The sequence below is a fragment of the Pseudonocardia sp. P-1 genome (genome assembly GCF_058111925.1).
This window is the reverse complement of the sequence record NZ_CM176614.1, coordinates 5313122-5334875: the sequence shown is the minus strand read 5'-3', so window position 1 is coordinate 5334875 and position 21754 is coordinate 5313122. Positions and strand designations below refer to the sequence as shown.

Below are 21754 nucleotides of genomic sequence, written 5' to 3'. Positions count from 1 at the left end.
GTCTCCCCCTGTGGTGGTCAGCGCCGGTCGGCCGGGAGCAACCCGGCGAGGTCGGCGAGGACGGGACGGTCGAGCACCTGGCGGACCGTGACGGCCCGGCCGAGCGCGATCACGAGCTTCACCGCGGACAGCGAGCTGCCCCCTAGGTCGGCGAAGTCGTCGTCGGGGCCCACCGATCCGGCGGGCAGGTCGAGGACGCGGGTGACGGCGTCGACGACGCGGCGCTGGGCCGCGGTGAGCTCGCCACCGGTCGGGCCGGCCGACGCGCTCCCGGCGACGGCGGCCTGCGCCGCGGCCGCGGTCGCGTGCGCGGTGAGGGTCTTGCGGTCGATCTTGCCGTTGGCGGTGACCGGCAGCGGGTCGAGCCGGTGGACCGTCGGCGGGACCATGTAGGCGGGCAGGCTGCGCGCCAGCCGGGTTCGGACCTCGGGCGCGTCCGGGCCGTCGCCGGCGTGGTAGGCGACCAGCTGCGGCCCGCCCGCGGTCGTCGCGACGACGACGCAGGCGTCGCGGACACCGGGCACCGCCAGCAGCGCGTTCTCGATCTCGCCGATCTCGATCCGGAACCCGCGGATCTTGACCTGGTTGTCGCGCCGGCCGAGGAACTCGAGCTGACCGTCGGGGCGCCAGCGGCCGTGGTCGCCGCTGCGGTAGAGCCGCTCGCCGGGCCGGTGCGGGTCCGAGCCGAACGCCGCCGCGGTGCGGTCGGGGTCGTTGACGTAGCCGCGGCCGACGCACACCCCGGAGAACACGATCTCCCCGGGCGCGCCGAGCGGAACCGGCGCCAGGTCGGTGTCGACGACGTAGACCTTCACCCCGGGCACCGGGGCGCCGAGCGGGACCCGGCCGTCCGCGGGAGCCTCGCGCAGCACGGCGTGGTTGGTGTCGTCGGAGGTCTCGGTCAGGCCGTAGGCGTTGACCAGCGGGACGCCGGGCAGCACCCGGAACCAGCGCTGCACCAGCTCGGTCTTGAGCGCCTCCCCGGTGGCCGAGATCATCCGCAGGTCGGGCAGCGCCGTGGGGTGCTCCTCCAGATAGGTCAGCACGACCTCGAGGTAGCTGGGCACGAGCTGGGCGACGGTGACCCGGGACCGCACCAGGGTGTCGACGAAGCGGCGGACGTCGAGGATCACGTCCTGCTCGACGAGCAGGGTCCGCCCACCGGCGAGCGGACCCGCGACGAGCTGCCAGAGCGAGATGTCGAAGCACTGCGGCGCGGTCTGGGCGACCACGCAGCCCGGCTCCAGCTCCAGGTCCTCGATCTTGGCGAGCAGGTGGTTCAGCATCCCGGCGTGCTCGCACATCGCGCCCTTGGGCTCGCCGGTGGAGCCGGAGGTGAAGTACAGGTAGGCGAGTCCGTCGGCCGGGACGTCGGCGGTGGGTGCGGGGCCGTCGGCGGCGGCGACCGCGTCCGGCACGGTCAGCACCGTCGTCGCGACGCCGGCCTCGTCGAGGTGGGCGCGGGTGGCGTCGGTGGTCAGCGCGATCCGGCACCCGGCGCGGGTCAGCGTGCGGGCGATCCGCTCGGCCGGGAAGTGCGGCTCCACCGGCAGGTAGGCGCCACCGGCACGCAGGACGGCGAGCACCGCGACCATCCAGTCGAGGTCGCGGTCGCACACCACGGCGACGACGTCCTCGGGCGCCAGCCCGGCGTCGAGCAGGGTCGAGGCGACGCGCGCGGCCCGGTCCTCCAGCTCGGCGCGGGTGAGGGTGACCCCGGCGTGCTCGGCGACGACCTCGTCGGGGGCCGCGGCGGCGCGGTCGGCGAGCAGCTCGTGCGGACGGCGGTCGGGCAGGTCCCGGGGCCGGCCGGCGAGGTCGCCGAGCTGGGCGTCGCGCTCGGCCTGCCCGACCAGCGCCGACGGGCGCACGGGCGCGTCGGGGTCGGCGGCGGCGAGCGCCAGGGCCGCGGCGTGGTAGCCGGCGATCCGGGCGGCCGCGCCCTCGTCGAGGAGGTCGAGACGGTGGGTCAGGCGCAGGGTGGACCCGGACACCGCGACGTGCAGCCCGGCGGCACCCGGCCCGTCGCCGGTGGTGGTGTCCGGGTCGGCACCGCGCTCACCGGTCCGGTCCAGCGCGCCGGGGGCGATCTCTGCGCCGCGCAGGTCCGCGCCCGGGTCGAGCACCGTGCCGAACGACGGCACCGCGGTCCCGAGCTCGGCGGCGAGGCGTCCCAGGTCGGGCCCGGGGTGGGCGCGCAGCCCGGCCAGGGCGTCGGCGGCCGCGGTGACCAGCGCGGACCAGCTGCGGGCCGTGTCCAGGCACACCGGCAGCGGCGTCGCGCCGGTGCGGGCCGGGACCCCGGCGGTCACCTCGGTGTCGCCGGACAGGGCCGCGAGGACGGCGGCGTGCGCGGCGAGCAGCACCGCGCCGGCCTCCACGCCGGTCACCGCGGCGACGGCGGCGACCGCGTCCCGCGGGATCGGCTCGGTGTGCACGGCGGTCCCGGGCCGGGGTGTCGCCGTCCAGGACGGGGCCGGGGTGGCACCGCCGGTGAGCAGCACCCGGGTCCAGTACTCGCGGGCGGTCGTGGTGGCGGGGTCGGCGAGCGTGCCGGTCATCGTGCGGTCTCTCCGTTCAGCAGCGGGGTCGGGGCGGGGCGGGAGCGCGGGGCGGCGGCCGGATTGCCCTCCCAGACGGCACCGGCGGGGACCTCCTCGCCCTTCATGAGGAAGGCGTCGCAGCCGATGCGGGCGGCGTCGCCGACGACGGCGCCGTAGTGGACGAAGGCACCGACGTCGAGACAGGCGCCGGTGCCGACGGAGATGAAGTCGGACTTGAAGGTGCCGTCCTCCTGCGAGTGGCACTGCAGCACCGACCCGGCGTTGAGGACGACGTCGTCGCCGATGCGCACGAGCGTGCGGTCGGTCATGTTGCAGCCGTCGTCGAAGACGCGGCGGCCGATCTGCACGCCGAGCGCGCGGGTGACGAGGTTCTTGAACGGGGTCCCGGCGAGCATCCGGTCCCAGCCCTGCACCACGAGCTTCCAGTAGCGCTCGTGCCACCAGAAGTACGGGTCGTAGACCGAGCAGAAGCGCGGCTGGAGCCGGCGGCGCCCGGCGACGGTGAGCCGCTCGACGGTGATCGTGTACGTCATCGTGAACAGCAGCGACAACAGCAGCTGCACCCCGACCGCGACCGGGCCCAGCGGCGCCAGCAGGGCGGCCACGACCAGGGTGAGCAGGGTGACCCCGAACAGGGCGCCCCACCGGAACGCCACGGCCAGGGCGATGGTGCGGCGGTTGTAGCGGTTCTTGGCGCGCAGCCGGTCGTGCAGGTCGAGCCCGGTGTGCAGGTGGCCGAACATCGAGTCCCGGGCGACGGTGCGGGGGATCTCGAACGGCGGCGAGCCCAGGAGCCCGACCCCGGTCCGCACCCGGCCGTCGGTGGGGACGAGCGTCTTGGTGGCGATCAGGCAGTCGTCGCCGACCCTGGAGCCGGCCGTCCACACGATCCTGTTGCCCAGGAACGAGTTCGACGCAATCCGTGTCCGGTTCACGACGAATGCGGTGTCCGAATAGTCGACATTGACGATGGACAAACCATCGGCGACCATCGTGCCGGTTCCGATCGAGCTCGCGAACGGCGTCTCCTGCTTCACCGCGGTACCGAAATTCGTTCCCGTCTGCGGGGTGCGCCGGAGATCGTGTCCGATGATCCGGAGGTAATCGACGATGTAGGAGCTGTCGCCGAGCAGATAGGTGAAGAACCGGACGTTCGTGATCCGTAACACGGTGCGCTGCAACGTGTATCGCAGGCCGTAGAGGGGGTACGGACGACCCTCGGTGAGCCCGAGCGACAGCACGCGCGCGACCACTGCGGCCCCGAACAGACCGACGGCCGTCCCGGCGAGGAGCAGGCCGGTCGAGCTGACGAGGGCGTCGAGCCAGAGCTGGGACGAGACCACCCCGGCGGCCCCGCTGCCGATCACCGCCGCCAGCGTCGGCACGGACGCCAGCACGACGTCGACCACACCGGTGCCCAGCGGCAGCCAGACCAGCAGCAGCCAGCCGAGCTGGCCGGTCGCATAGCCGGCGCGCCGGGCCCGGCCGACCGTCGCCGAGACCCCGGCGCCGGGATCTCCGCCGCCCGGGCGGGCCGGAGTGCCCCACCAGGTCGCACCGGCCGGGACGACCTGACCGGTGTGCAGCGAGGAGGCGTGGGCGAGCCGTCCGCCGTCGCCGATCTCGGTCTCGATGTCGATCACCGACGCCTCGCCGACGACGACGCGGGCACCGATCGTGACCCGGCCGGTCCGGATGATGCCCGGCTCGGCGCGGTAGCAGGACAGGATCGAGTCCTTGCGCAGCACGGTGTTCGCGCCGATCGTGAGCAGGTCCGGGCAGGCCGGGATGGTGCGCGCCAGCATGACCACGCCGGGCCCGATCCGGGCGCCGAGCAGCCGCAGGTAGAGCGGCAGCAGCGGCGAGCCCGCGGCGACCAGCAGCAGCGGGTTGGTGCGGACCAGGGTCCTGGCCAGCCAGAACCGGTAGTAGGCGGCACTCCACAGCGGGATCTCGCGCTCGGTCCACCGGCCGACGAGCAGCCACTTCGCGGCGATCGGGAGCACCGCGAACACCGTGAAGGCCACCGCCACCGCGGCCAGCGAGCGCAGGTAGAAGTCCACCAGCCCGGTGCCGAGGGCGATCCACTGGTACACCGCGCCGAGCAGGGTGCCGTAGGCGAGGGTGAACACGACGAAGGTGAGCAGCTGCGCCGCGCCGCACAGCACGTAGGCGCGGGTGGTGCCGGTCGGGACCGGCGGCGCGGGCGGCGCCTCGTCCGGCACGGGACCAGCGCCGCCGGCGAGCGCGACGGCCAGACCGGCGGCGGTGGGGTGGGCGTAGACGTCGGTCATCGCGACGTCGGGCAGGTCGTCGCGGCGGCGGACCCGGGCACAGAACCGGGTCATCGTCATGGAGTCGGCACCGAGGTCGGCGAACACGTCGGCGTCGGCCCCGACGTCGGCGCCGACCAGCTCGGCGAGGATCGCCCGGTAGCCCTCGCGCACGTCGTCGACGGTGCGAGCGGAGCGTGCGACCGACGGGGCGAGTGCCGCGGCCAGCCCGGCCACGGTGGGGTGGGCGTAGACGTCGGTCATCGCGACGTGCGGCAGGTCGGGCCGCTGCCGGACCCGCGCACAGAACCGGGCGAGGACCATCGAGTCGGCACCGGCGTCGACGAAGAAGTGGTCGTCCGGCCGCACGGGTGCGTCGAGCAGCTCCGTGATGATCGCTGTGAACGCGATCACGACAGCGTGTTCCGACTCGGACACCGTGCGCGATTCCTGTTCGCGCACAGGCCCGGCGGTCATCACCCCGTCTTTCGACACCATCGTCATCCCCCGGCAGTACGAGCGTGTACGGGCAGAATCGTCGACCATTTCCAGCGCGTTACATAGTCAATTTTTATGATCGACCGACCCCCGGCTCGCACCTTTTCCGGGGCAGAGCGGCACGATTTCGACCGCGACGTCGAGGGCGTCGCGGTCGCGGGCCGCGAGCCGACGCGATCCCGATGAACTGTTTTCGTAACTCGACGAGCGGAGGTTCGACGTGAGCCTGGATGTGATGCAGCTCACTACGCATCAGTCGTCGGTGCGGGCGCGCCGCGGAGGACCGGGTGTGCACCCGGCCGGTTCCGGCCGATCGCCCGTGACCGGGCACGCGCGGTGATTCACTCGTCCGGCGACACCGGCCCCGGCGCGTGCGCACCGCCGCCGGGGTCGCCGGGGCGGAGCATGGACGGTTCTCCCCGACCACCACGCACAGGAGGACGTGTGACCGCACTGCCACGCCGCAGCGTGCTGCTCGGCACTCTCGGGGCCGCGGTCGCCGGGCTGGTGTCGGCCACGCCCGGCGGTGAGCCCGCCGCCGTGCCCCGCTGGTTCGCCGGTGCCCTGCGCCAGGCGACGACGCCCGACCCGTTCACCCTCGGCGTCGCCTCGGGCGACCCGTCGCCCGACGGGATGGTCCTGTGGACCCGGCTCGCCCCCGAGCCCGACGCCGAGGACGGCCGCGGCGGCATGCCCGACCGGGCCGTCGAGGTCGAGTGGGAGGTCGCCGAGGACGAGCGCTTCGCCCGCGTCGTGTCGCGCGGCACCGAGACCGCCACCCGCGAGCTCGCGCACAGCGTGCACGCCGAGCCCGCGGGACTCGCCCCGGGCCGCGAGTACTTCTACCGGTTCCGTACCGGTGGCCACCTCTCCCCCGTCGCGCGCACCCGGACCGCGCCCGCGGCGGGGGCGGCCGCCGCCTCGCTGACCATCGCGACGGCGTCGTGCGCGAAGTTCGGTGCGGGCCACTTCACCGCCTACCGCGGGATGGCCGCCGACGCCCCCGATCTCGTCCTGCACCTGGGCGACTACTTCTACGAGATCGACCGCGGGGAGGTCCGCGACCCGGGCCCGCCGGAGCCGAAGAACCTCGCCGGCTACCGGCGTACGCACGCCCACCAGCGCTCCGACGACGACCTGCGCGCCGCCCACGCCGTCGCCCCGTGGGTGGTGGTGTGGGACGACCACGAGGTCGTCAACGACTGGGACGGCGCGACGCCCGACCGGCGACGGGCCGCGGCCCAGGCGTACTACGAGCACATGCCGCTGCGCCGCGCCTCGGTGCCCGACGGCCCGGACATGCAGCTCTACCGGCGGCTCGCGTGGGGCTCGCTCGCCACCTTCCACGTCCTGGACACCCGCCAGTACCGGATGCGCGGCTCGATGCTCGGCGCCGACCAGGAACGCTGGCTGCTGCGCGGGCTGGCCGACTCCGCCGCGGGCTGGGACGTGCTGGCCCAGCAGGTGTTCTTCGCCCCGCGCCGGGGCGGCAAGTCCGGCACCTGGGGGGAGTTCACCGGGTCCCGGGAGCGGGTGGTCCGCGGCTGGACCGAGGCGGGCGTGCGCAACGCCGTCGTCCTCACCGGCGACGAGCATGTCCACCACGCCAACGAGATCCCCGGTGCCGACGACCGGATCGCCGGCACCGAGCTCGTCACCACCTCGGTCACCTCCGGCGGCGACGGCGACGGCGACGCGAAGTCCGGTGGCAGCGGCAGCTCGGTGTGGTCGCTCGACCGGCGCGGCTACGTGCTGGCGACGTTCACCCCCGCGCAGATGCGCGCGGACTTCCGCACCGTGTCCCGGGTCAGCGAGCCCGGTGCCACGGTGCGCACGGCGGCGTCGTTCGTGGTGCCGGACCGGGAGCCGGGCCTGAACAAGGTCTGACCCGGCCCCCGGCGCTCAGCCGGTCGCCACCCGGGGCTCGCGGACGTCGTCGTCGAGGGTGTCCAGCACCAGTGCGGCGATGCGCTCGCGGTGGGCCTCGGCGGACCCGAGCAGCGCCGCGTCGGCGACGGCGCGCTTGTAGTACAGGTGCGCGACGTGCTCCCAGGTGAAGCCGATCCCGCCGTGCAGCTGCACCGCGTCGGCGGCGACCCGGTACGCCGTCTCCGAGCAGGTGGCCTGCGCGATCGACACGGCGAGGTCGGCGTCGTCGACGCGCGGGTCGTCGACCGCCCAGGCCGCGTGCAGCGCCGCGGTCCGGGCCTGTTCGACGGCGACGAGCATGTCCGCGCACCGGTGCTTGACCGCCTGGAACGACCCGATGGGCCTGCCGAACTGCAGCCGCTCCTTCGCGTAGGCGACGGTCAGGTCGAGCAGGCGGCGGGCGATACCGGCCTGTTCGGCGGCGAGCAGCGCCCCGGCGGTGCGGAAGGCGTGCCGCAGCGCCCCGTCGGCGTCCGCGCCGGTCGCGAGCACGGTGCCGGTCGCCCCGTCGAGGACGACCCGGGCGACCGGGCGGGTCACGTCGAACGAGCCGCACCGCTGCACCCGCACCCCGTCGGCGCCGGGGTCGACCACGGCCAGCACCGGGCCCTCGGGGCCCGCGGCCGCGACGACCAGCACGTCCGCGGCGCCCGCGTCCGGGACGTGCTCCACCGTGCCGGTGAGCCGGTCGCCGTCGGCGGTGACACCGGCCGCGGAGGCGCCGTCGTAGGGCTCGGTGAGCCGGGCGACCAGGGCCGCGGTGCGCGAGCCGTCGGCCAGCGCGGCGAGCAGCGCGTCGCGCCCGTCGCCCGCCGGGGCCGCGACCAGCGCCGGGACCGCGAGCGCGACGGTGCCGAGCAGCGGCCCGGTCACCAGCGCCGCACCCAGCTCCTCCGCCGCGACGGCCTGGTCCACACAGGTCCCGCCGGCGCCGCCGAGGTCCTCGGGCACCGCGAGGGACAGCGCGCCGAGCTCGGTGCCGAGCCGGGCCCACAGTGCCCGGTCGAACCCGTCGGTGGTGTCGACGAGCCGGCGCAGGGTGGCCTCGTCGTGCTGGCGCTCGGCGAAGCGGTGCAGCGCCGCGCGCAGCTCGCGCTGCTCGTCGGTGACGTCGAACTCCCGGAGCTCCTGCTCAGCCACGGGGGACCTCCTTCCAGGGGCGGTCGGAGTCCGACCGGGGCTCGCCGGGCAGACCGAGGACGCGTTCGCCGAGGATGTTGCGCATGACCTCCGAGGTTCCGCCCTCGATGGTGTTCGCGCGTGAGCGGAGGAAGCGCTGCTGCACCGTGGAGTTCGGGTCGGTGTGCACCCGTGCGCGGTCCATCGTCCAGTCGTCGTAGAGCAGCGCGTCCGGGCCGAGCAGGTCCATGCAGAACTCGTAGACGTCCTGGTTCAGCTCGGCGCCGACCAGCTTGGACACCGACCCCTCCGGACCGGGCTGTCCGGCGCTCGCGGTGCGCCGCGCGCGGGCGAGGGTGAGGCGGTGGGTCTCGGCGCGGGTCCACAGTGCCGCGAGCCGGTCGCGCAGCACCGGGGTGTGCCGGTCGGGGTGGGCCCGCCACAGGCCGAGGGCCTCGCCGATGACGCCGCTGCCGCGCCTCCCGGTGACCCCGCCGATGGCGGTGCGCTCGTTCATCAGGGTGGTGATCGCGACCTGCCAGCCGGCGCCGACCTCGCCGAGCCGGTGCGCGTCGAGGACCCGGGCGTCGCGCAGGTGGACCTCGTTGAACTCGGCCTGCCCGGTCATCTGGCGCAGCGGGCGGACGTCGACGCCCGGCTGGGTCATGTCGATCACGAAGTAGGTCAGGCCGCGGTGTTTGGGCTGCTCGGGGTCGGTGCGGGCGACGAGCATCCCCCACCGCGCGACGTGGGCCAGGGTCGTCCAGACCTTCTGCCCGTTGACGACCCACTCGTCGCCGTCGCGGACCGCGGAGGTGGCCAGGCCCGCGACGTCGGAGCCGGCGCCGGGCTCGCTGAACAGCTGGCACCAGATCTCCTCGCCGGTGGCCATCGGCCGCAGCCAGGCCGCCACCCGGTCACGGTCCGGGCCGTACTCGACGACGGTCGGCGCGCCCATGCCGTAGCCGATCGGGTTGACCGCGAACATCCGCTCGCCGCCGGCGTCGGTGACGATCTGGTCGACCACCGGCTGGAGCCCGCGGGACAGGCCGAGCCCGCCGAGCCCCTCGGGGTGGTGCACCCAGGCGAGCCCGGCGTCGTAGAGGGCGCCGAACAGCTCCTCGCGCGGCACCGACCGCGGGTCGTGGGCCTCGACCACCTCCCGGGCGGCCTGTGCCACGCGGGCCGCGTCGGATGCCGGTCGGGTCGTGGTGGGCGAGCTCATCGCACCTCCGGAAGGCGGGCCTGACGGTCGTCGTCGACGTCGCTCCGAACCTAGCCGTCATCAGTTTCGGGGACCACGGTTAACGGTTCCTGGTCCGTGCGCGACATCAGGTTCGTCCGTCTGACGCAGTCCGAACCGCAGGAGCAACGATGCCCGCCACCACCGCCGCCACCCACCGTCCCGCGGCCCCCGTCCTCGACGAGACCGCGCTGCCGGGCTGGGTGCTGCTGCTGATCACCGCCGGACTGGCCGCCGCCGTCGTCGTGATCATGGTGCTGTCCTACAGCGGGCTGGCCTGACCCATACTCGGGAGTGATGCCCCCACTCCCCGACCTGCCGGTCCGCGCCGTCCTCGACGAGCTGCGGGCGGCGCTGGACGACCGCGGCGCCGCCGTGCTCGTCGCCCCGCCCGGGACCGGCAAGACCACCCTCGTGCCGCTCGCCCTGGCCGGGCTCGACGGCTCCGGCCCGGCACCCGGGGGCACGGTGCTGGTCGCCGAGCCGCGCCGGGTCGCCGCCCGGGCCGCCGCGGCCCGGATGTCGTCGCTGCTGGGGACCGAGGTCGGTGGGCCGGTCGGCTACCGCGTCCGCGGCGACGCCCGCACCGGGCCGGGCACCCGGGTCGAGGTCGTCACCTCCGGCCTGTTGTTGCGCCGTCTCGCCGGGGACCCGGAGCTGGCCGGGGTGTCCACCGTCGTCCTCGACGAGGTGCACGAGCGTCACCTCGACGCCGACCTGCTGCTCACCCTGCTGCTCGACGCCCGCGACGGGCTGCGGCCCGACCTGCGGCTGCTCGCCACCTCCGCGACCCTCGACGCGGCCCGCCCGGCCGTACTGCTGGGCGACGACGACCGGCCCGCGCCGGTGCTGGAGGTCGCCGCACGCAGCTACGACGTCGCCGTCGCCCACGTCCCGCCCGCCCGGGCCGGTCGCGGCGGGAGCGAGCGGATCGAGAACACCGTCGCCCGGACGTGCGTGCGGGCGCTCGAGCACGGCAGCGTGCTGGCGTTCCTGCCGGGCGTCGCGGAGATCGGGCGGACCGCGTCGGCGCTGCGCGAGCTGGGACCCGACGCCGACGTCCTCGCGCTGCACGGCAGGCTGCCCGCCGCGGAGCAGGACGCGGCGCTGCGCGACGGGCCGCGGCGCCGGATCGTGCTCGCCACCGCCGTCGCCGAGTCCAGCCTGACCGTGCCCGGTGTCCGGGCCGTCGTCGACTCCGGGCTGGTCCGGGTCCCGCACACCGACCACCGGCGCGGACTGTCCGGCCTCGTGACGCGGCGGGTCTCGCGCGCGGTCGCGATCCAGCGCGCGGGTCGCGCCGGCCGGGAGGCACCCGGCGTCGCCTACCGCTGCTGGCCCGAGGGAGAGGTCCTCGCCGACGCCCCGGACCCCGAGATCCGCACCGCCGACCTCACCGCGCTCGCGCTGGACCTCGCCGTCTGGGGCACCCCCGACGGCAGCGGTCTGCGCTGGTGGGACGCCCCGCCGCCCGGTCCGCTGGCCGCCGGACGGACGGTGCTGACCGCACTCGACGCGATCGACACGCGAGGCGCGGTCACCGACCGGGGACGGCGGATCTCCGCGCTGGGCCTGCACCCGCGCCTCGCCAGGGCCCTGCTCGACGGCGTCGCCGCCGGTGGGGACCCGCGGGAGGTCGCCGGGATCGTCGCCGTCCTCGACGACGACACCCTCGCCGGTCCCGCCGACGACCTGACCGCCGCACTGACCCGGCTGCGCTCCGGCGACGCCCCCGGCGCCGGGCGGTGGCGTGGGGACCGGGACCGCCTGACCGGTGCACTGCGCCGCGCCCGCGCCTCGTCGCCCGCCTCCTCCTCGGTCGCCGCCTCGCCGACCGCCACCGTGTCGCCGGGCACCTCGCCGGGAGCCGGGGCGCACTCCGGCCCGGCCGCCGCGGCCCCGGGCCGTACGCGCGAACGGGCCGGGCGCGCCGCGGGGGCACCGGGCGGCGAACTCGTCGCGCTGGTCACCGGGCTCGCCTACCCCGAGCGGCTCGCCCGGCGCCGCGACGCCGCGGCCGGGGTGTTCCTGATGACCGGTGGCACCGCCGTCGAGGTCCCGCCCGGCCCGCTGCGCGACGCCGAGTGGCTGGCCGTCGCCGTCGCCGACCGGCGCCCCGGGCAGACCCACGGCCGGGTCCGCCTCGCCGCGACCACCGACGCCGCGACCGCGCTGCGGGCCGCCGCACCGCTGCGAGTCACCGGCTCGGAGGCCGTCTGGAGCGACGGCGACGTCCGCGCCCGCACCGTCGACCGGCTCGGCGCGATCGTGCTGTCGGAGAAGCCCGACCGCTCCCCCGACCCCGGCGCCGTCCGTGACGCGCTCGTCGCCGGGCTGCGTGCCGAGGGCACCGGGCTGCTGCGCTGGAGCGCGGGGGCGGTCTCCCTGCGCGAGCGGTTGGGCTTCCTGCACCGGGTGCTGGGCGCACCGTGGCCCGACGTGTCCGAGGAGGCGCTGCTCGACTCGGCCGCCGATCCCGCCGGGTGGCTGGCCGGTCCGCTCGCCACCGCCCGGCGACGCTCCGACCTGGCCCGGGTCGACGCCGGCCCCGCGCTGCGCCGCCACGTCGCCGCGTCCGTGGGCGGGCTCGCCGGGCGGATCGACGAGCTGGCCCCGGAGCGGCTCACCGTCCCCACCGGGTCCCGGATCGCACTGGACTACTCCGGCGCGGCCCCGGCCCTGCCGGTGAAGGTCCAGGAGGTGTTCGGGTGGACCGGCTCCCCGGCCGTCGCCGACGGGCGGGTCCCGGTGGTGCTGCACCTGCTCTCCCCCGCCGGGCGTCCGACGGCGGTCACCGCGGACCTGGACTCGTTCTGGGACAACGCCTACCCGCAGGTCCGGGCCGAGCTCCGCGGGCGCTACCCGAAGCACGCCTGGCCCGAGGACCCGCGGACCGCGACACCGGGACGGGGCACCGGACGCCGGAGATGAGACCCGCACCCCGCCCGGCGACCCGGTCCAGCCGGTCCGGTCGCCGAGATGTAGCTCAGCGGGAATTGTCGATCTCCACAGCCCGCTGAGCTGCATCTCGGCGTTCGTGGTGCGTCCGGACCGCGCTCCGTGGGGCGTGGGGCGCGGTCCGGACGCTCAGCGGACCTGGTCGGCGAACACCACGACGTTGTCGACGTAGCTGCGGGCCGACCGGTCGAACACCCCGCCGCAGGTGATCAGTCGCAGGCCCGCGTGGTCGAGATCGCCGTAGACCTCGGCGGTCGGGAACTCCGCCTTGGGGAAGCGCCCCACCCGGCGCACGGCGAACACCACCGACGTCCCGTCGGCGCGGTCGACGCGGATCTCGTCGCCGGGCTCGAGGGTGTCCAGGTCGGCGAAGGCGCCGGGCAGTCCCTTCCAGTCGACGTGCGCGGTGAGCACGGCGGGACCGACCTCCCCCGGGGTCGGTGCGCCGGTGTACCAGCCGACCGTGCCCGCATCCGCGGGGACCTCCATCGACCGGTCCGCGGCCAGCCCCATCGGCCGGGGCACGGTGTCGAGCCCGAGCCGGTCGACCCGCAGCCGGGCCGGCTCGGACCGCACCAGCGGCGCGGGCCCCGGCGGCAGCAACGCCCCCGGCGCGGGCGCCGGAGCGGGCACCGGGACGGAGGCGACGGCCGTCGCCCCGGGCTCGGGTGCGCCCGCGGGGTCGGCGAGCAGCAGCGCGGCGGTGAGGACACCGACCGGCGCCAGCACCCGCGTCACCCGGCGCAGTGCACCGGCCCGTCGCCGCGCCCGTCGCCCGCCGTCCGGGCTCCCGCGCCGCACCGTCCCGGCCCGGTCCCCGGCCACCGTTCCGCGCTCGGCGTGGTCCCCGGCCACCGTCCCGCGCCCGGACCGGTCCCCGGCCACGGGGCGGCGCCCGGCCCGCGCACCGGGCGGTGCGGCGGGTCCGGGCACCGGGAGGACGGGACCGGGCACGGTGCCGGGGTCAGCCGCGGCGACCGGCGGCGACGCGCCGCACCGCGACCGCGCCGATGCCACCGGCGACGACGGCACCGAGCGCCAGCGGCAGCACGTCGGCCGGGCCGCCACCGGCCTCGACGCCACCGACCGGCGTCGCGGTGACCTGGGTGGAGTCGTCGGAGGCGGCCTCGACCGCGGCCGGGGACGCCGCGCTGCCGTAGTCGTGGTCCTCGCAGGCCTGACCGTCGTTGTCGCGGTCGAGTCCGTAGGGGTCACCCGGGGTCAGGGCAGACTGGGCGTCGGCCTGGCCGGCGAAGTCGTCGCAGTTGCGGTCCTGGGCGAAGGCCGTACCGGCGAGCGGGAGGGCGGCCGCGGTCGCGAGGAGCACGGCGGCGGACAGGGAGCGGAGGCGCATCGGGGGTGTCCTTCCGGGGAACGTGGGGGGAGCCACGCAGGTAGCAGCGATCCGGACGTGTCGGTCGTTACACCCGATCGTGAATGGATCCGAACGGGCTTGAACCGGCTCCGCCGGGCGGCGGAAGGTGGTCCGGTGAACGCTCTCCCCACCCCCGACGACGTCCGTGCCGCGGCAGCGATCCTGCGCGGCCACGCCCACCGCACCCCCGTCCTCACCTCCCGGCTCACCGACGCCGAGCTCGGCGCACAGGTGTTCGTGAAGGCGGAGAACCTCCAGCGCACCGGGAGCTTCAAGTTCCGCGGGGCGTTCCACACGCTGTCCCGGCTGTCCACGGCACAGCGGCGGGCGGGGGTCGTCGCGTACTCCTCGGGCAACCACGCCCAGGCCGTGGCGCTGGCCGCGCAGCTGCTGGAGGTCCCCGCGACGATCGTGATGCCGCACGACGCCCCGGCCTCGAAGCTCGCCGCCACCCGCGGCTACGGCGCCGAGGTCGTCGGCTACGACCGCTACGCCGAGGACCGCGCGGCCATCGCGACCGCGCTGTCGGAGGAGCGTGGGCTCACCCTCGTCCCGCCCTACGACCACCCGCACGTCATCGCCGGGCAGGGCACCGCGGTGCTGGAGCTGCTGGAGGACCACGGCCCGCTCGACGCGCTGTTCGTCTGCCTCGGCGGGGGCGGGCTGCTCTCCGGATCACTGCTCGCGACGCAGGCCCTGTCCCCCGACGCCCAGGTGTACGGCGTCGAGCCCGAGGCCGGCGACGACGGCCTGCAGTCCCTGCGCGCCGGGCACGTCGTGCGCATCCCGCAGCCCCGCACGCTCGCCGACGGCGCCGCCACCACCCACCTCGGCGACCACACGTTCCCCGTGATCGCGCAGCTCGTCACCGACATCGTGACCGTGCCCGACACCGCCCTGGTCGAGTCGATGGCGCTGTTCGCGGCGCGCTACAAGGTGCTCGTCGAGCCGACCGGGGCGCTGGCCTTCGCGGGCGTGCGGGCGGCCGTCGCCGCGGACCCGCAGCGGTGGGCGGGGATGCGGATCGGCGTCACGATCTCCGGTGGCAACGTCGACCTGGACCGCTTCGCCGCCCTCGTCACCGGCTGACCGCGCCACCGGCCCGGGCGGCACGACACGGAGGGGCCCCGTCCGGACGGTCCGGACGGGGCCCGGTCGGGGCGGAGGGTCTCAGCGCCGGTCGTGCTGCAGCGCGTCCTCGGCGATCACCGCCTCGGTCGGCAGCCCGGGCACCTCCCGGACGGCCTCCTCGGCGGCGGCGCGCTCGTGCGACGGGCCGGGCTGCTCGGCCTCGGCGTCGGCGGCGTCCAGGTCACGGCGGATCGTCGAGAGCAGCGCCACTCCCACCAGCACGACGACCGCGGCGATCAGGAACGGCACCGAGGCGCCGACGGCCGCGGCCATCAGTCCCGCGGCGAACGGGGCGAGGCCGCCACCGATGAACCGGACGAACCCGTAGGTGGCCGACGCGGTCGGGCGGGGCACCGGCGAGATCGACATGACCGCCGTCGTCACCAGTGTGTTGTTGACGCCGACCACGATGCCGGACAGGATCACCGCGACGATCACCACGGCGGGCACGTCGTCGAACAGCCCGATGGCCGCGAGCAGCACCGCGATGCCGACGAGCGCGCCGTAGAGGGTGCGCGCGGTGCCGAAGCGGTCCTTGAGCCAGGGCGCGCCGAACACCGCGAAGGCCGCGACGAGCAGCCCCCAGCCGAAGAACACCGCACCGAGCGAGATCGGGTCGAGCCCGCCCATCAGGAACGGTGCGTAGCCGAGCAGGGTGAAGAAGCCCCAGTTGTAGAACAGCCCGACCCCGCTGGTGGTGGCGAGCGCGCGGTGGCGCAGGGCGGCCAGCGGTTCGGAGAACCGTGCCTTGCGGGTCGGGACCGGCGTCGGTTCCAGCAGCACGACGGTCGCGACGAGCGCGATCAGCATCAGCACCGAGACGCCGAAGAACGGTCCCCGCCAGGAGACGTTGCCGAGCAGGCCGCCGAGCAGCGGACCGGTGGCGATGCCCACGCCGAGCGCGGTCTCGTAGAGCACGATCGCACCGGCGAAGCCGCCCGAGGCCGAGCCGACGATCACCGCGAGCGAGGTCGCGATGAACAGCGCGTTGCCCAGGCCCCAGCCGGCCCGGAAGCCGACGATGCCCCAGATCCCCGACGACGCCCCGGCCAGCGCCGCGAACACCACGATCAGCGCGAGGCCGGTGATGAGGGTCCTCTTCGCGCCGATCCGGGACGACACCCAGCCGGTCACCAGCATCGCGATCGCGGTCACGACGAGGTAGCTGGTGAACAGCAGCTCGACCTCGGCGTGCGTGGCGTGCAGCTGCCCGGACAGCGACGGCAGGATCGGGTCGACCAGCCCGATGCCCATGAACGAGATGACGCAGGCGAACGCCACCGCCCAGACGGCCTTGGGCTGGCGGAACGGGCTGGGGGCGTGCGCCGCACCGGATGTTCGGGACATGTCATCGCCTTCCCCCGGGAACGGACCCCGGAGAGATCATGGACGTATCGGACCTGGTGAACATTGCATCACGCAACACATGTCATGAGCAATGCGAACGACCGTGACCGTGCCCATGTCCCGCTACGGTCGGGGCCCCCGCCGTCGAGGAGGCCCCGTGCCGCACACCGCCGCCGAGGCCGACCGTCTCGCCCGGCAGGCCGCGTTCCTGGGCGCGCTCGCCGCGATCGGCGCCCTGCTCCTGGCCGTGCTCGGCTGGGCCGGCGGGGCGGTCGCGATGTGGATGGGTGTCACGGCCCGCCGGCGCGGTGCGGGGCGCACCGCCGTCGTCGCGATCGCGCTCGGCGGCCTCGGCCTGGTCGCCGGCGTCGGGAACGCCCTGCTGGGCGCCTACCTGTTCCGCTGACCGGTCCGCAGCACCGGCTTGCCCGGAGCCCGGTCCGGTGACTCCAGGTGCGCGTGCGCGGCGGCGACGGCCGCGACGCCGTCGTCCAGGTCGAAGACCCGCTCCACCAGCGGGGTGAGCGTGCCCGCGGCGAGCCCGGCGCGGGCGAACGCCTCGGCGCGGGCCAGCACCGCCGCGTCGCCGGTGACCTCGCGGACGTGGAAGCGGCGCAGCCACACCGGCGCGTACCCGGCCGCGGGCAGCGGTGTCGGCTCCCCGGACAGTCCGCCGTGGACGATCACCGCGCCGCCCGGGGCGCAGGCCCGCACCAGCCGGGCGACGCCGGGCCCGCCCTCGGCGTCGAGGACCAGGTCGGCACCGCCGCCGAGCGCGGACCGCAGCGTCTCGGCGTCGGGCGTGCCGGTCAGCACCTCGGCGGCCCCGGCGGAGCGCAGGACCGCGGCGTGCCGGTCGTCGGGCACGACGGCGACGGCGTGCACCCCGAGGTGCCGCGCGACCTGCAGCGCCGCGGCCCCGATGCTGTTCGCCGCGGCCGTGACGACGAGCCGGTCCCCCTCCCGCAGCCGGACGGCGTGGCGGGTCATGCCCCACACCGTCAGCAGCGGCATCCACAGCGCGGCGGCGCCGTCGTCGTCGAGACCGGGCGGGCGGGCCAGCAGCGACCGGACCGGTACGACGGCCTCGTCGGCGTAGACCGGGTGCTCGTTCTGCGACGACGCCGGGATCACGCACACCTCGTCGCCGGGCGCCCAGCCCGTCACCCCCGGACCGGTCCCGAGCACGGTGCCCGAGCACTCGCTGCCCAGGCCCGCGGGGAGCACCGGGGCGACGAGGTAGGTGCCGCGGCGGAAGTTGACCTCGGAGCGGTTGAGCCCGACCGAGTGCACCCGGATCCGCACCTCCCCCGGGCCCGGGGCGCGCAGCGGCAGCCGCTCGATCCGCAGCACCTCCGGGCCGCCCGTGGAGTGGAAGCGGACGGTGCGCACGAGCGGGGACGTCACGACGGACCAGCCTAGGTCCATGGCGGCCGGTGGGGCACGATGAGCGCCGTTGCACGGGGAAAGGACAGGGATGCGGCGTCGGGTCGAGGTCGGGCTGGAAAGGATCACGTTCTTCAGCGACGGGGTGTTCGCCATCGCGATCACGCTGCTGGTGCTGCCGCTGACCGACGCCGAGATCGGCCCGGGCCCGGTCGCCCCGCAGCTGGTGGAGCTGCTGCCGCGGATGCTCACCTTCGCGCTGAGCTTCGCGGTGATCGGGCGGTACTGGACGGTCCACCACCAGCTGTTCGCCCGCTTCGACCGCGCCGACGCCCGGATGATGACGCTCAACCTCGGCTACCTGTTCGGCATCGCGTTCCTGCCGTTCCCGACGTCGCTGCTCGGCGGGCACGGCGACAGCACCGCGGCCGTCGTGCTCTATGCGGCCACGCTGGTCGTCATCGGCTCGTTCTCCGCCGCGATGTGGGCCTACGGCTCCTACCGAGGCCGCCTGACCCGCGCCGACGTGACCCCGGACGAGGCCCGCCACACGCTGGTCAACGGGCTGGCGCCGGTGGTGTCGTTCCTGCCGTCGCTGGTGATCGCCCCGCTGAGCCCGACCTGGGCGATGCTGTCCTGGCTGCTGACCGTCCCGGTCTCGGCCGTCGCCGAGCGGCTGTTCCCCGAGCACCGCGCGGCGCGGGCCCGCGCGCAGGCGGGCACGCCGGACACCGCGTGAGGCTCAGACCTCGTTGCTGATCTCGACGAGATTCCCGTCCGGATCGCGCAGGTAGACGCTGAGCAGCGGACCCCGGGCCCCGGTCCGCTCGACCGGCCCCTCCTCGACGGCCACGCCGGCCTCGGCCAGCTCGCGCCGGACCTGCTCGATCGGGTCGAGGGTGATCAGGCACAGGTCGGCGCTGCCCGGAGTGGGCCGCTCGGCCTTCGGCTCGAACTCCCGCCCCGCCTCGTGCAGGTTGATCTTGCTCGGGCCGAAGGCGAGTGCGCGGCGCCCGCCGCCGAACTCGACGGCCTCCATCCCGAGCACGCGGGTGTAGAAGGCGACGGTGGCGTCGATGTCGGCGACGGTCAGCACCAGGTGGTCGAGGTGGTCGATGCGCATGCCCGCGATGCTGGCAGCCGGGCCACCCGGACGCAGATCCTCCTGTGGGTGACCGCCACCGCCCCGGACCGCGACCGGGCGTCCGACGTCGACACCCACACGGACCAATCGGGCGGGTCGCTACGGGCGAACGGGCGTTCGTGAATCGCCCTTGTACCTGGCCGTGCAGCCGGGTGGAGAGGGACGAGGACGCACGTGGACGACGAGCTGACGACCGGCGGGGAGACCCCGCCCGCGGACACCGCGAGCACCCCGGCGCCCGAGCCGCCGAAGCGGAGGCGGGGCAGGCCACCGGGTTCGACGGCCCGCACCACCCGGGTCGTGACCATGACCCTGACGGTCAGCGGTTCCGCCGACGGCGACTGGCAGGCCGAGCTGAAGCAGGGCACCACGTGGGTGGCCCGCGGCCTGCCGGTGACGGCGTCGGCGGTGTCCGCGGCGGCTGCGGCGCTGCACGCCGACCTGTCCGGCCCGGTCGACGAGCTCATCGAGGGCGCCCGGTCGGCGAAGGCCGCGCGGGTGGCGGAGCTGGAGGCCGAGCTGGAGCAGGCCCGCAAGGACCTGGCCGAGCTGGAGCAGTGACCGCGCCGGGGTGACCGGCGCGGTGGCTCAGCCGAGCAGCGGCCCCAGTGTCGTGGCGTGCTCGCGCAGGAGGGTGACCAGCTCGGGGTCCGGGTCGGCGACCCGGGTCGCCGGGCCGGACAGCGCGAGACCCGCGACGAGCGCCCCGTCGGCGGGCGAACGGACCGGTACGGCCAGGCACCCGCGGTCCGGGCGCAGCTGACCGGTCTGGGTGGCCAGGACGGCGTCGAGGACGGCGTCGAGCGCGTCCGGGTCGGTGACGGTGCGGTCGGTGACCGGGCGCAGGTCGCGGACCAGGGCCCGCCAGTCGGGCTGCTCGGCGAGCAGCAGCCTGCCCAGCGCGGAGGCCTGGGGCAGCCGGGCGAGCAGGTCGGCGTCGCTGGGCGGGTGGTCCGGGTCCGGGTCGAGGACCTGCAGCCGGGCGCCGTCGAAGATCGCCAGGTGCACGCCCCACCGGACGCGGCCGCGCAGGTGGTCGACGACGGTGCGCGCGGCGGTCGGCAACCGCGGGACCGCGACCGGGGACAGCCGCGCGGCACGGCGCCCGAGCGCGAAGCCGCGCAGGTCGGGCAGCCGGACCAGGTACTCCTCGCCGACGAGCAGGTTCAGCACCCGGTAGGTGGTCGCCGGGGGCAGCCGCAGCGCCGTCGAGATCTCCTTGGCGGTGACCCCGGGTCCGGCCGCGACGACCTCCTCGAGCACCGCGAGCGCGGTCCGCACGGCCCGTGGCTGGCGTCCGCTGATCGTCGCCGGGTCCACCGTCACCGGGCCCGCCCCCAGACGTCGGAGGCGACGGTCTCGTCGTAGACGCCCAGGCCGTGCAGCCGCCCGCGGCGGCGCAGCACGACGGCCCACACCGCACCGGCCCCGAGCGCCGCGGCGAGCGCGATCCCGGTGGCCGGGGCGGCGACGACGAACGCGACCAGGGCCGCGACCAGCGACGGGACGGCCACCACCGCGGTCGCGACCGCGGCCGGGGTCAGCTCGCCGATGCGGCGCAGGAACGCCGGCGCGGCCAGGCAGACCAGCACGTAGCCGACGAGGAATCCGACCGTCGCGACGCCGAGCAGCGCGGCGAGCACCGTCCCGACGGGGACGCCCAGCGCGACCGGGACGGCGACCGCGAGCGTCGCCGCGGGCGCCCCGAGCCCGACGGCGACGTGCGGGGTCCGGAACCGGCGGTGGGTACGCCCCAGCGGGCGGGGCACGACGCCGTCGCGGGCCAGGGCGAACAGCACCCGCGACAGCGCGGTGGTCGTCGCGACCGCGCAGGCGAGGAAGGACAGGACGAGCGCGGCGTCGAGCAGCGGGGGGATCCAGGACCAGCCGCGGGCGACGGCGAGGACCTGCACCGGCTGGGTCTGCCCGGCGAGCCCGCCCGGGACTGCGGCGAACCCGGCGACCTGCACCGCGGCCGCGAAGACGTAGAGCACCGCGGTCACCGCCGCGGTCGCCGTGACCGCGCGCGGCACCGACCGGAACGGGCGCCGGGCCTCGGCCCCGAGCGAGGTCGCCACCTCGAACCCGATGAACGCCGCGAGCGCGGGCACCACGCCCGCGGCGACCGCTCCCGGGCCGGCGGGCGGGACGGGCGCGCCGGGGCCGGGCAGCGGGCCGCCGACGAGCAGCACCACGAACACCCCGACCAGCACCGCGACCGCGACCGCCTCCACCAGCAGCACCACCCGGGCCGCGGGGCGGACCCCGCGCACGACCAGCGCGGTCACCACCGCGCCGACCGCGACGGCGAGCAGTGCCGACGCGAGCGGCCCGGTCGCCCACGGCCCGCACAACGGGCCGAGGTAGGCCACGGCACCCGCGATCGCCGCGCCGCACAGCAGCAGGTACCCGGCCAGCGTCGCGATCCCGGCCGCGAACGCCGGTCCGGCGCCGAGGCCCTGCGCGGTCAGCGTGTAGATCCCCCCGGGTGCCGCCATCCGGCGGGTGAACCGGGCGACCGAGGCGGCGACGAGCAGCGCGAGCACACCGGCGACGACGAACGACCACACCGTCCCCGCCCCGGCCATTCCCGCGACGATCACCGGGGTGGCCGCCATCGCCGCCGAGGGTGCCGAGCCGGCGATCGACTGCGCCGCGACGTCGGCCGGGCCCACCCGTCGCCGGGCCAGACCGTGCACCGGTGACCGATCACGCAACGACGTCACGACGCCCCCTCCCGCCCTCACCGGTGATCCTCGCCCGCGGACACTAGCTCCCCGTGTCGAC

Annotated in this window: 18 protein-coding genes; 7 read left to right on the top strand and 11 right to left on the bottom strand. The window is 75.9% G+C overall.

What is annotated here, in order from left to right; translation table 11 throughout:
- Positions 1-17 precede the first annotated feature (17 nt).
- Together AC0GKK_RS26145 and AC0GKK_RS26140 are read right to left on the bottom strand one after the other, a co-directional pair.
- Positions 18-2561, bottom strand: a complete 2544-nt coding sequence (locus AC0GKK_RS26145) for a non-ribosomal peptide synthetase (RefSeq protein ID WP_489882800.1) — start codon at positions 2559-2561, stop codon at positions 18-20.
- Entirely contained in the window at positions 2558-5251 is a 2694-nt protein-coding gene (locus AC0GKK_RS26140) for a Pls/PosA family non-ribosomal peptide synthetase (RefSeq protein WP_489882799.1), read from the bottom strand. The genes AC0GKK_RS26145 and AC0GKK_RS26140 overlap by 4 nt, the downstream gene beginning before the upstream one ends.
- A gap of 489 nt (positions 5252-5740) precedes the next feature.
- On the opposite strand from AC0GKK_RS26140, the gene AC0GKK_RS26135 reads away from it, so the two are divergent.
- Positions 5741-7222, top strand: coding sequence for an alkaline phosphatase D family protein (locus tag AC0GKK_RS26135; protein ID WP_489882798.1), 1482 nt, complete (start codon positions 5741-5743; stop codon positions 7220-7222).
- 15 nt (positions 7223-7237) lie between these two features.
- Here the strand turns inward: AC0GKK_RS26135 and AC0GKK_RS26130 are convergent, their stop codons facing one another.
- Complete coding sequence (locus AC0GKK_RS26130) at positions 7238-8404, bottom strand: acyl-CoA dehydrogenase family protein (RefSeq protein ID WP_337831755.1); 1167 nt, start codon at positions 8402-8404, stop codon at positions 7238-7240.
- The gene (locus AC0GKK_RS26125) at positions 8397-9608 is read right to left on the bottom strand and encodes an acyl-CoA dehydrogenase family protein (RefSeq protein ID WP_489882797.1); all 1212 of its coding nucleotides are present in this window, start codon (positions 9606-9608) and stop codon (positions 8397-8399) included. Before AC0GKK_RS26125 ends, AC0GKK_RS26130 begins: the two co-directional genes overlap by 8 nt.
- 149 nt (positions 9609-9757) lie before the next feature.
- Here AC0GKK_RS26125 and AC0GKK_RS26120 point away from each other — a divergent pair, with 149 nt between their 5' ends.
- Positions 9758-9907, top strand: coding sequence for a hypothetical protein (locus AC0GKK_RS26120; protein WP_208825523.1), 150 nt, complete (start codon positions 9758-9760; stop codon positions 9905-9907).
- Between the two features lie 16 nt (positions 9908-9923).
- Positions 9924-12557 carry an ATP-dependent helicase HrpB gene (gene hrpB / locus AC0GKK_RS26115; protein ID WP_489882796.1) on the top strand — a complete coding sequence of 878 codons (2634 nt, stop codon included), beginning with the start codon at positions 9924-9926 and terminating at the stop codon, positions 12555-12557.
- Positions 12558-12713: 156 nt separating this feature from the next.
- On the opposite strand, the gene AC0GKK_RS26110 is transcribed toward hrpB, so the two are convergent.
- Both AC0GKK_RS26110 and AC0GKK_RS26105 read right to left on the bottom strand, forming a co-directional pair.
- Entirely contained in the window at positions 12714-13517 is an 804-nt protein-coding gene (locus AC0GKK_RS26110) for a class F sortase (RefSeq protein ID WP_489882795.1), read from the bottom strand.
- A 31-nt stretch (positions 13518-13548) separates the two neighbouring features.
- Positions 13549-13938, bottom strand: coding sequence for a hypothetical protein (locus tag AC0GKK_RS26105; protein ID WP_482637726.1), 390 nt, complete (start codon positions 13936-13938; stop codon positions 13549-13551).
- 135 nt (positions 13939-14073) lie between these two features.
- Here AC0GKK_RS26105 and AC0GKK_RS26100 point away from each other — a divergent pair, with 135 nt between their 5' ends.
- Complete coding sequence (locus tag AC0GKK_RS26100; protein WP_489882794.1) at positions 14074-15048, top strand: threo-3-hydroxy-L-aspartate ammonia-lyase; 975 nt, start codon at positions 14074-14076, stop codon at positions 15046-15048.
- An 81-nt stretch (positions 15049-15129) separates the two neighbouring features.
- On the opposite strand, the gene AC0GKK_RS26095 is transcribed toward AC0GKK_RS26100, so the two are convergent.
- Positions 15130-16437: an MFS transporter gene (locus AC0GKK_RS26095; protein WP_489882793.1), complete on the bottom strand. Its 1308-nt coding sequence runs from the start codon at positions 16435-16437 to the stop codon at positions 15130-15132.
- Between the two features lie 157 nt (positions 16438-16594).
- Here AC0GKK_RS26095 and AC0GKK_RS26090 point away from each other — a divergent pair, with 157 nt between their 5' ends.
- Positions 16595-16843 (top strand): hypothetical protein, encoded by a 249-nt coding sequence (locus AC0GKK_RS26090; RefSeq protein WP_489882792.1) that lies wholly within the window; start codon positions 16595-16597, stop codon positions 16841-16843.
- Here AC0GKK_RS26090 and AC0GKK_RS26085 read toward each other — a convergent pair.
- A complete protein-coding gene (locus AC0GKK_RS26085) occupies positions 16828-17844 on the bottom strand; it encodes an alcohol dehydrogenase catalytic domain-containing protein (RefSeq protein ID WP_489882791.1) in 1017 nt (338 codons plus the stop codon). The two genes, AC0GKK_RS26090 and AC0GKK_RS26085, sit on opposite strands and share 16 nt — an antisense overlap.
- 70 nt (positions 17845-17914) lie before the next feature.
- Between AC0GKK_RS26085 and AC0GKK_RS26080 the strand changes: the two genes are divergently transcribed.
- Complete coding sequence (locus AC0GKK_RS26080; RefSeq protein WP_346104851.1) at positions 17915-18562, top strand: TMEM175 family protein; 648 nt, start codon at positions 17915-17917, stop codon at positions 18560-18562.
- Between the two features lie 3 nt (positions 18563-18565).
- On the opposite strand, the gene AC0GKK_RS26075 is transcribed toward AC0GKK_RS26080, so the two are convergent.
- Positions 18566-18946, bottom strand: a complete 381-nt coding sequence (locus AC0GKK_RS26075; protein ID WP_476651740.1) for a VOC family protein — start codon at positions 18944-18946, stop codon at positions 18566-18568.
- A gap of 195 nt (positions 18947-19141) precedes the next feature.
- On the opposite strand from AC0GKK_RS26075, the gene AC0GKK_RS26070 reads away from it, so the two are divergent.
- Positions 19142-19528, top strand: a complete 387-nt coding sequence (locus AC0GKK_RS26070) for a DUF6319 family protein (RefSeq protein WP_307799818.1) — start codon at positions 19142-19144, stop codon at positions 19526-19528.
- A 27-nt stretch (positions 19529-19555) separates the two neighbouring features.
- Here AC0GKK_RS26070 and AC0GKK_RS26065 read toward each other — a convergent pair whose 3' ends face one another.
- Together AC0GKK_RS26065 and AC0GKK_RS26060 are read right to left on the bottom strand one after the other, a co-directional pair.
- Entirely contained in the window at positions 19556-20293 is a 738-nt protein-coding gene (locus tag AC0GKK_RS26065; RefSeq protein ID WP_489882790.1) for an IclR family transcriptional regulator, read from the bottom strand.
- Positions 20290-21714 carry an APC family permease gene (locus tag AC0GKK_RS26060; protein WP_251782216.1) on the bottom strand — a complete coding sequence of 475 codons (1425 nt, stop codon included), beginning with the start codon at positions 21712-21714 and terminating at the stop codon, positions 20290-20292. Before AC0GKK_RS26060 ends, AC0GKK_RS26065 begins: the two co-directional genes overlap by 4 nt.
- Positions 21715-21754: the final 40 nt, after the last annotated feature.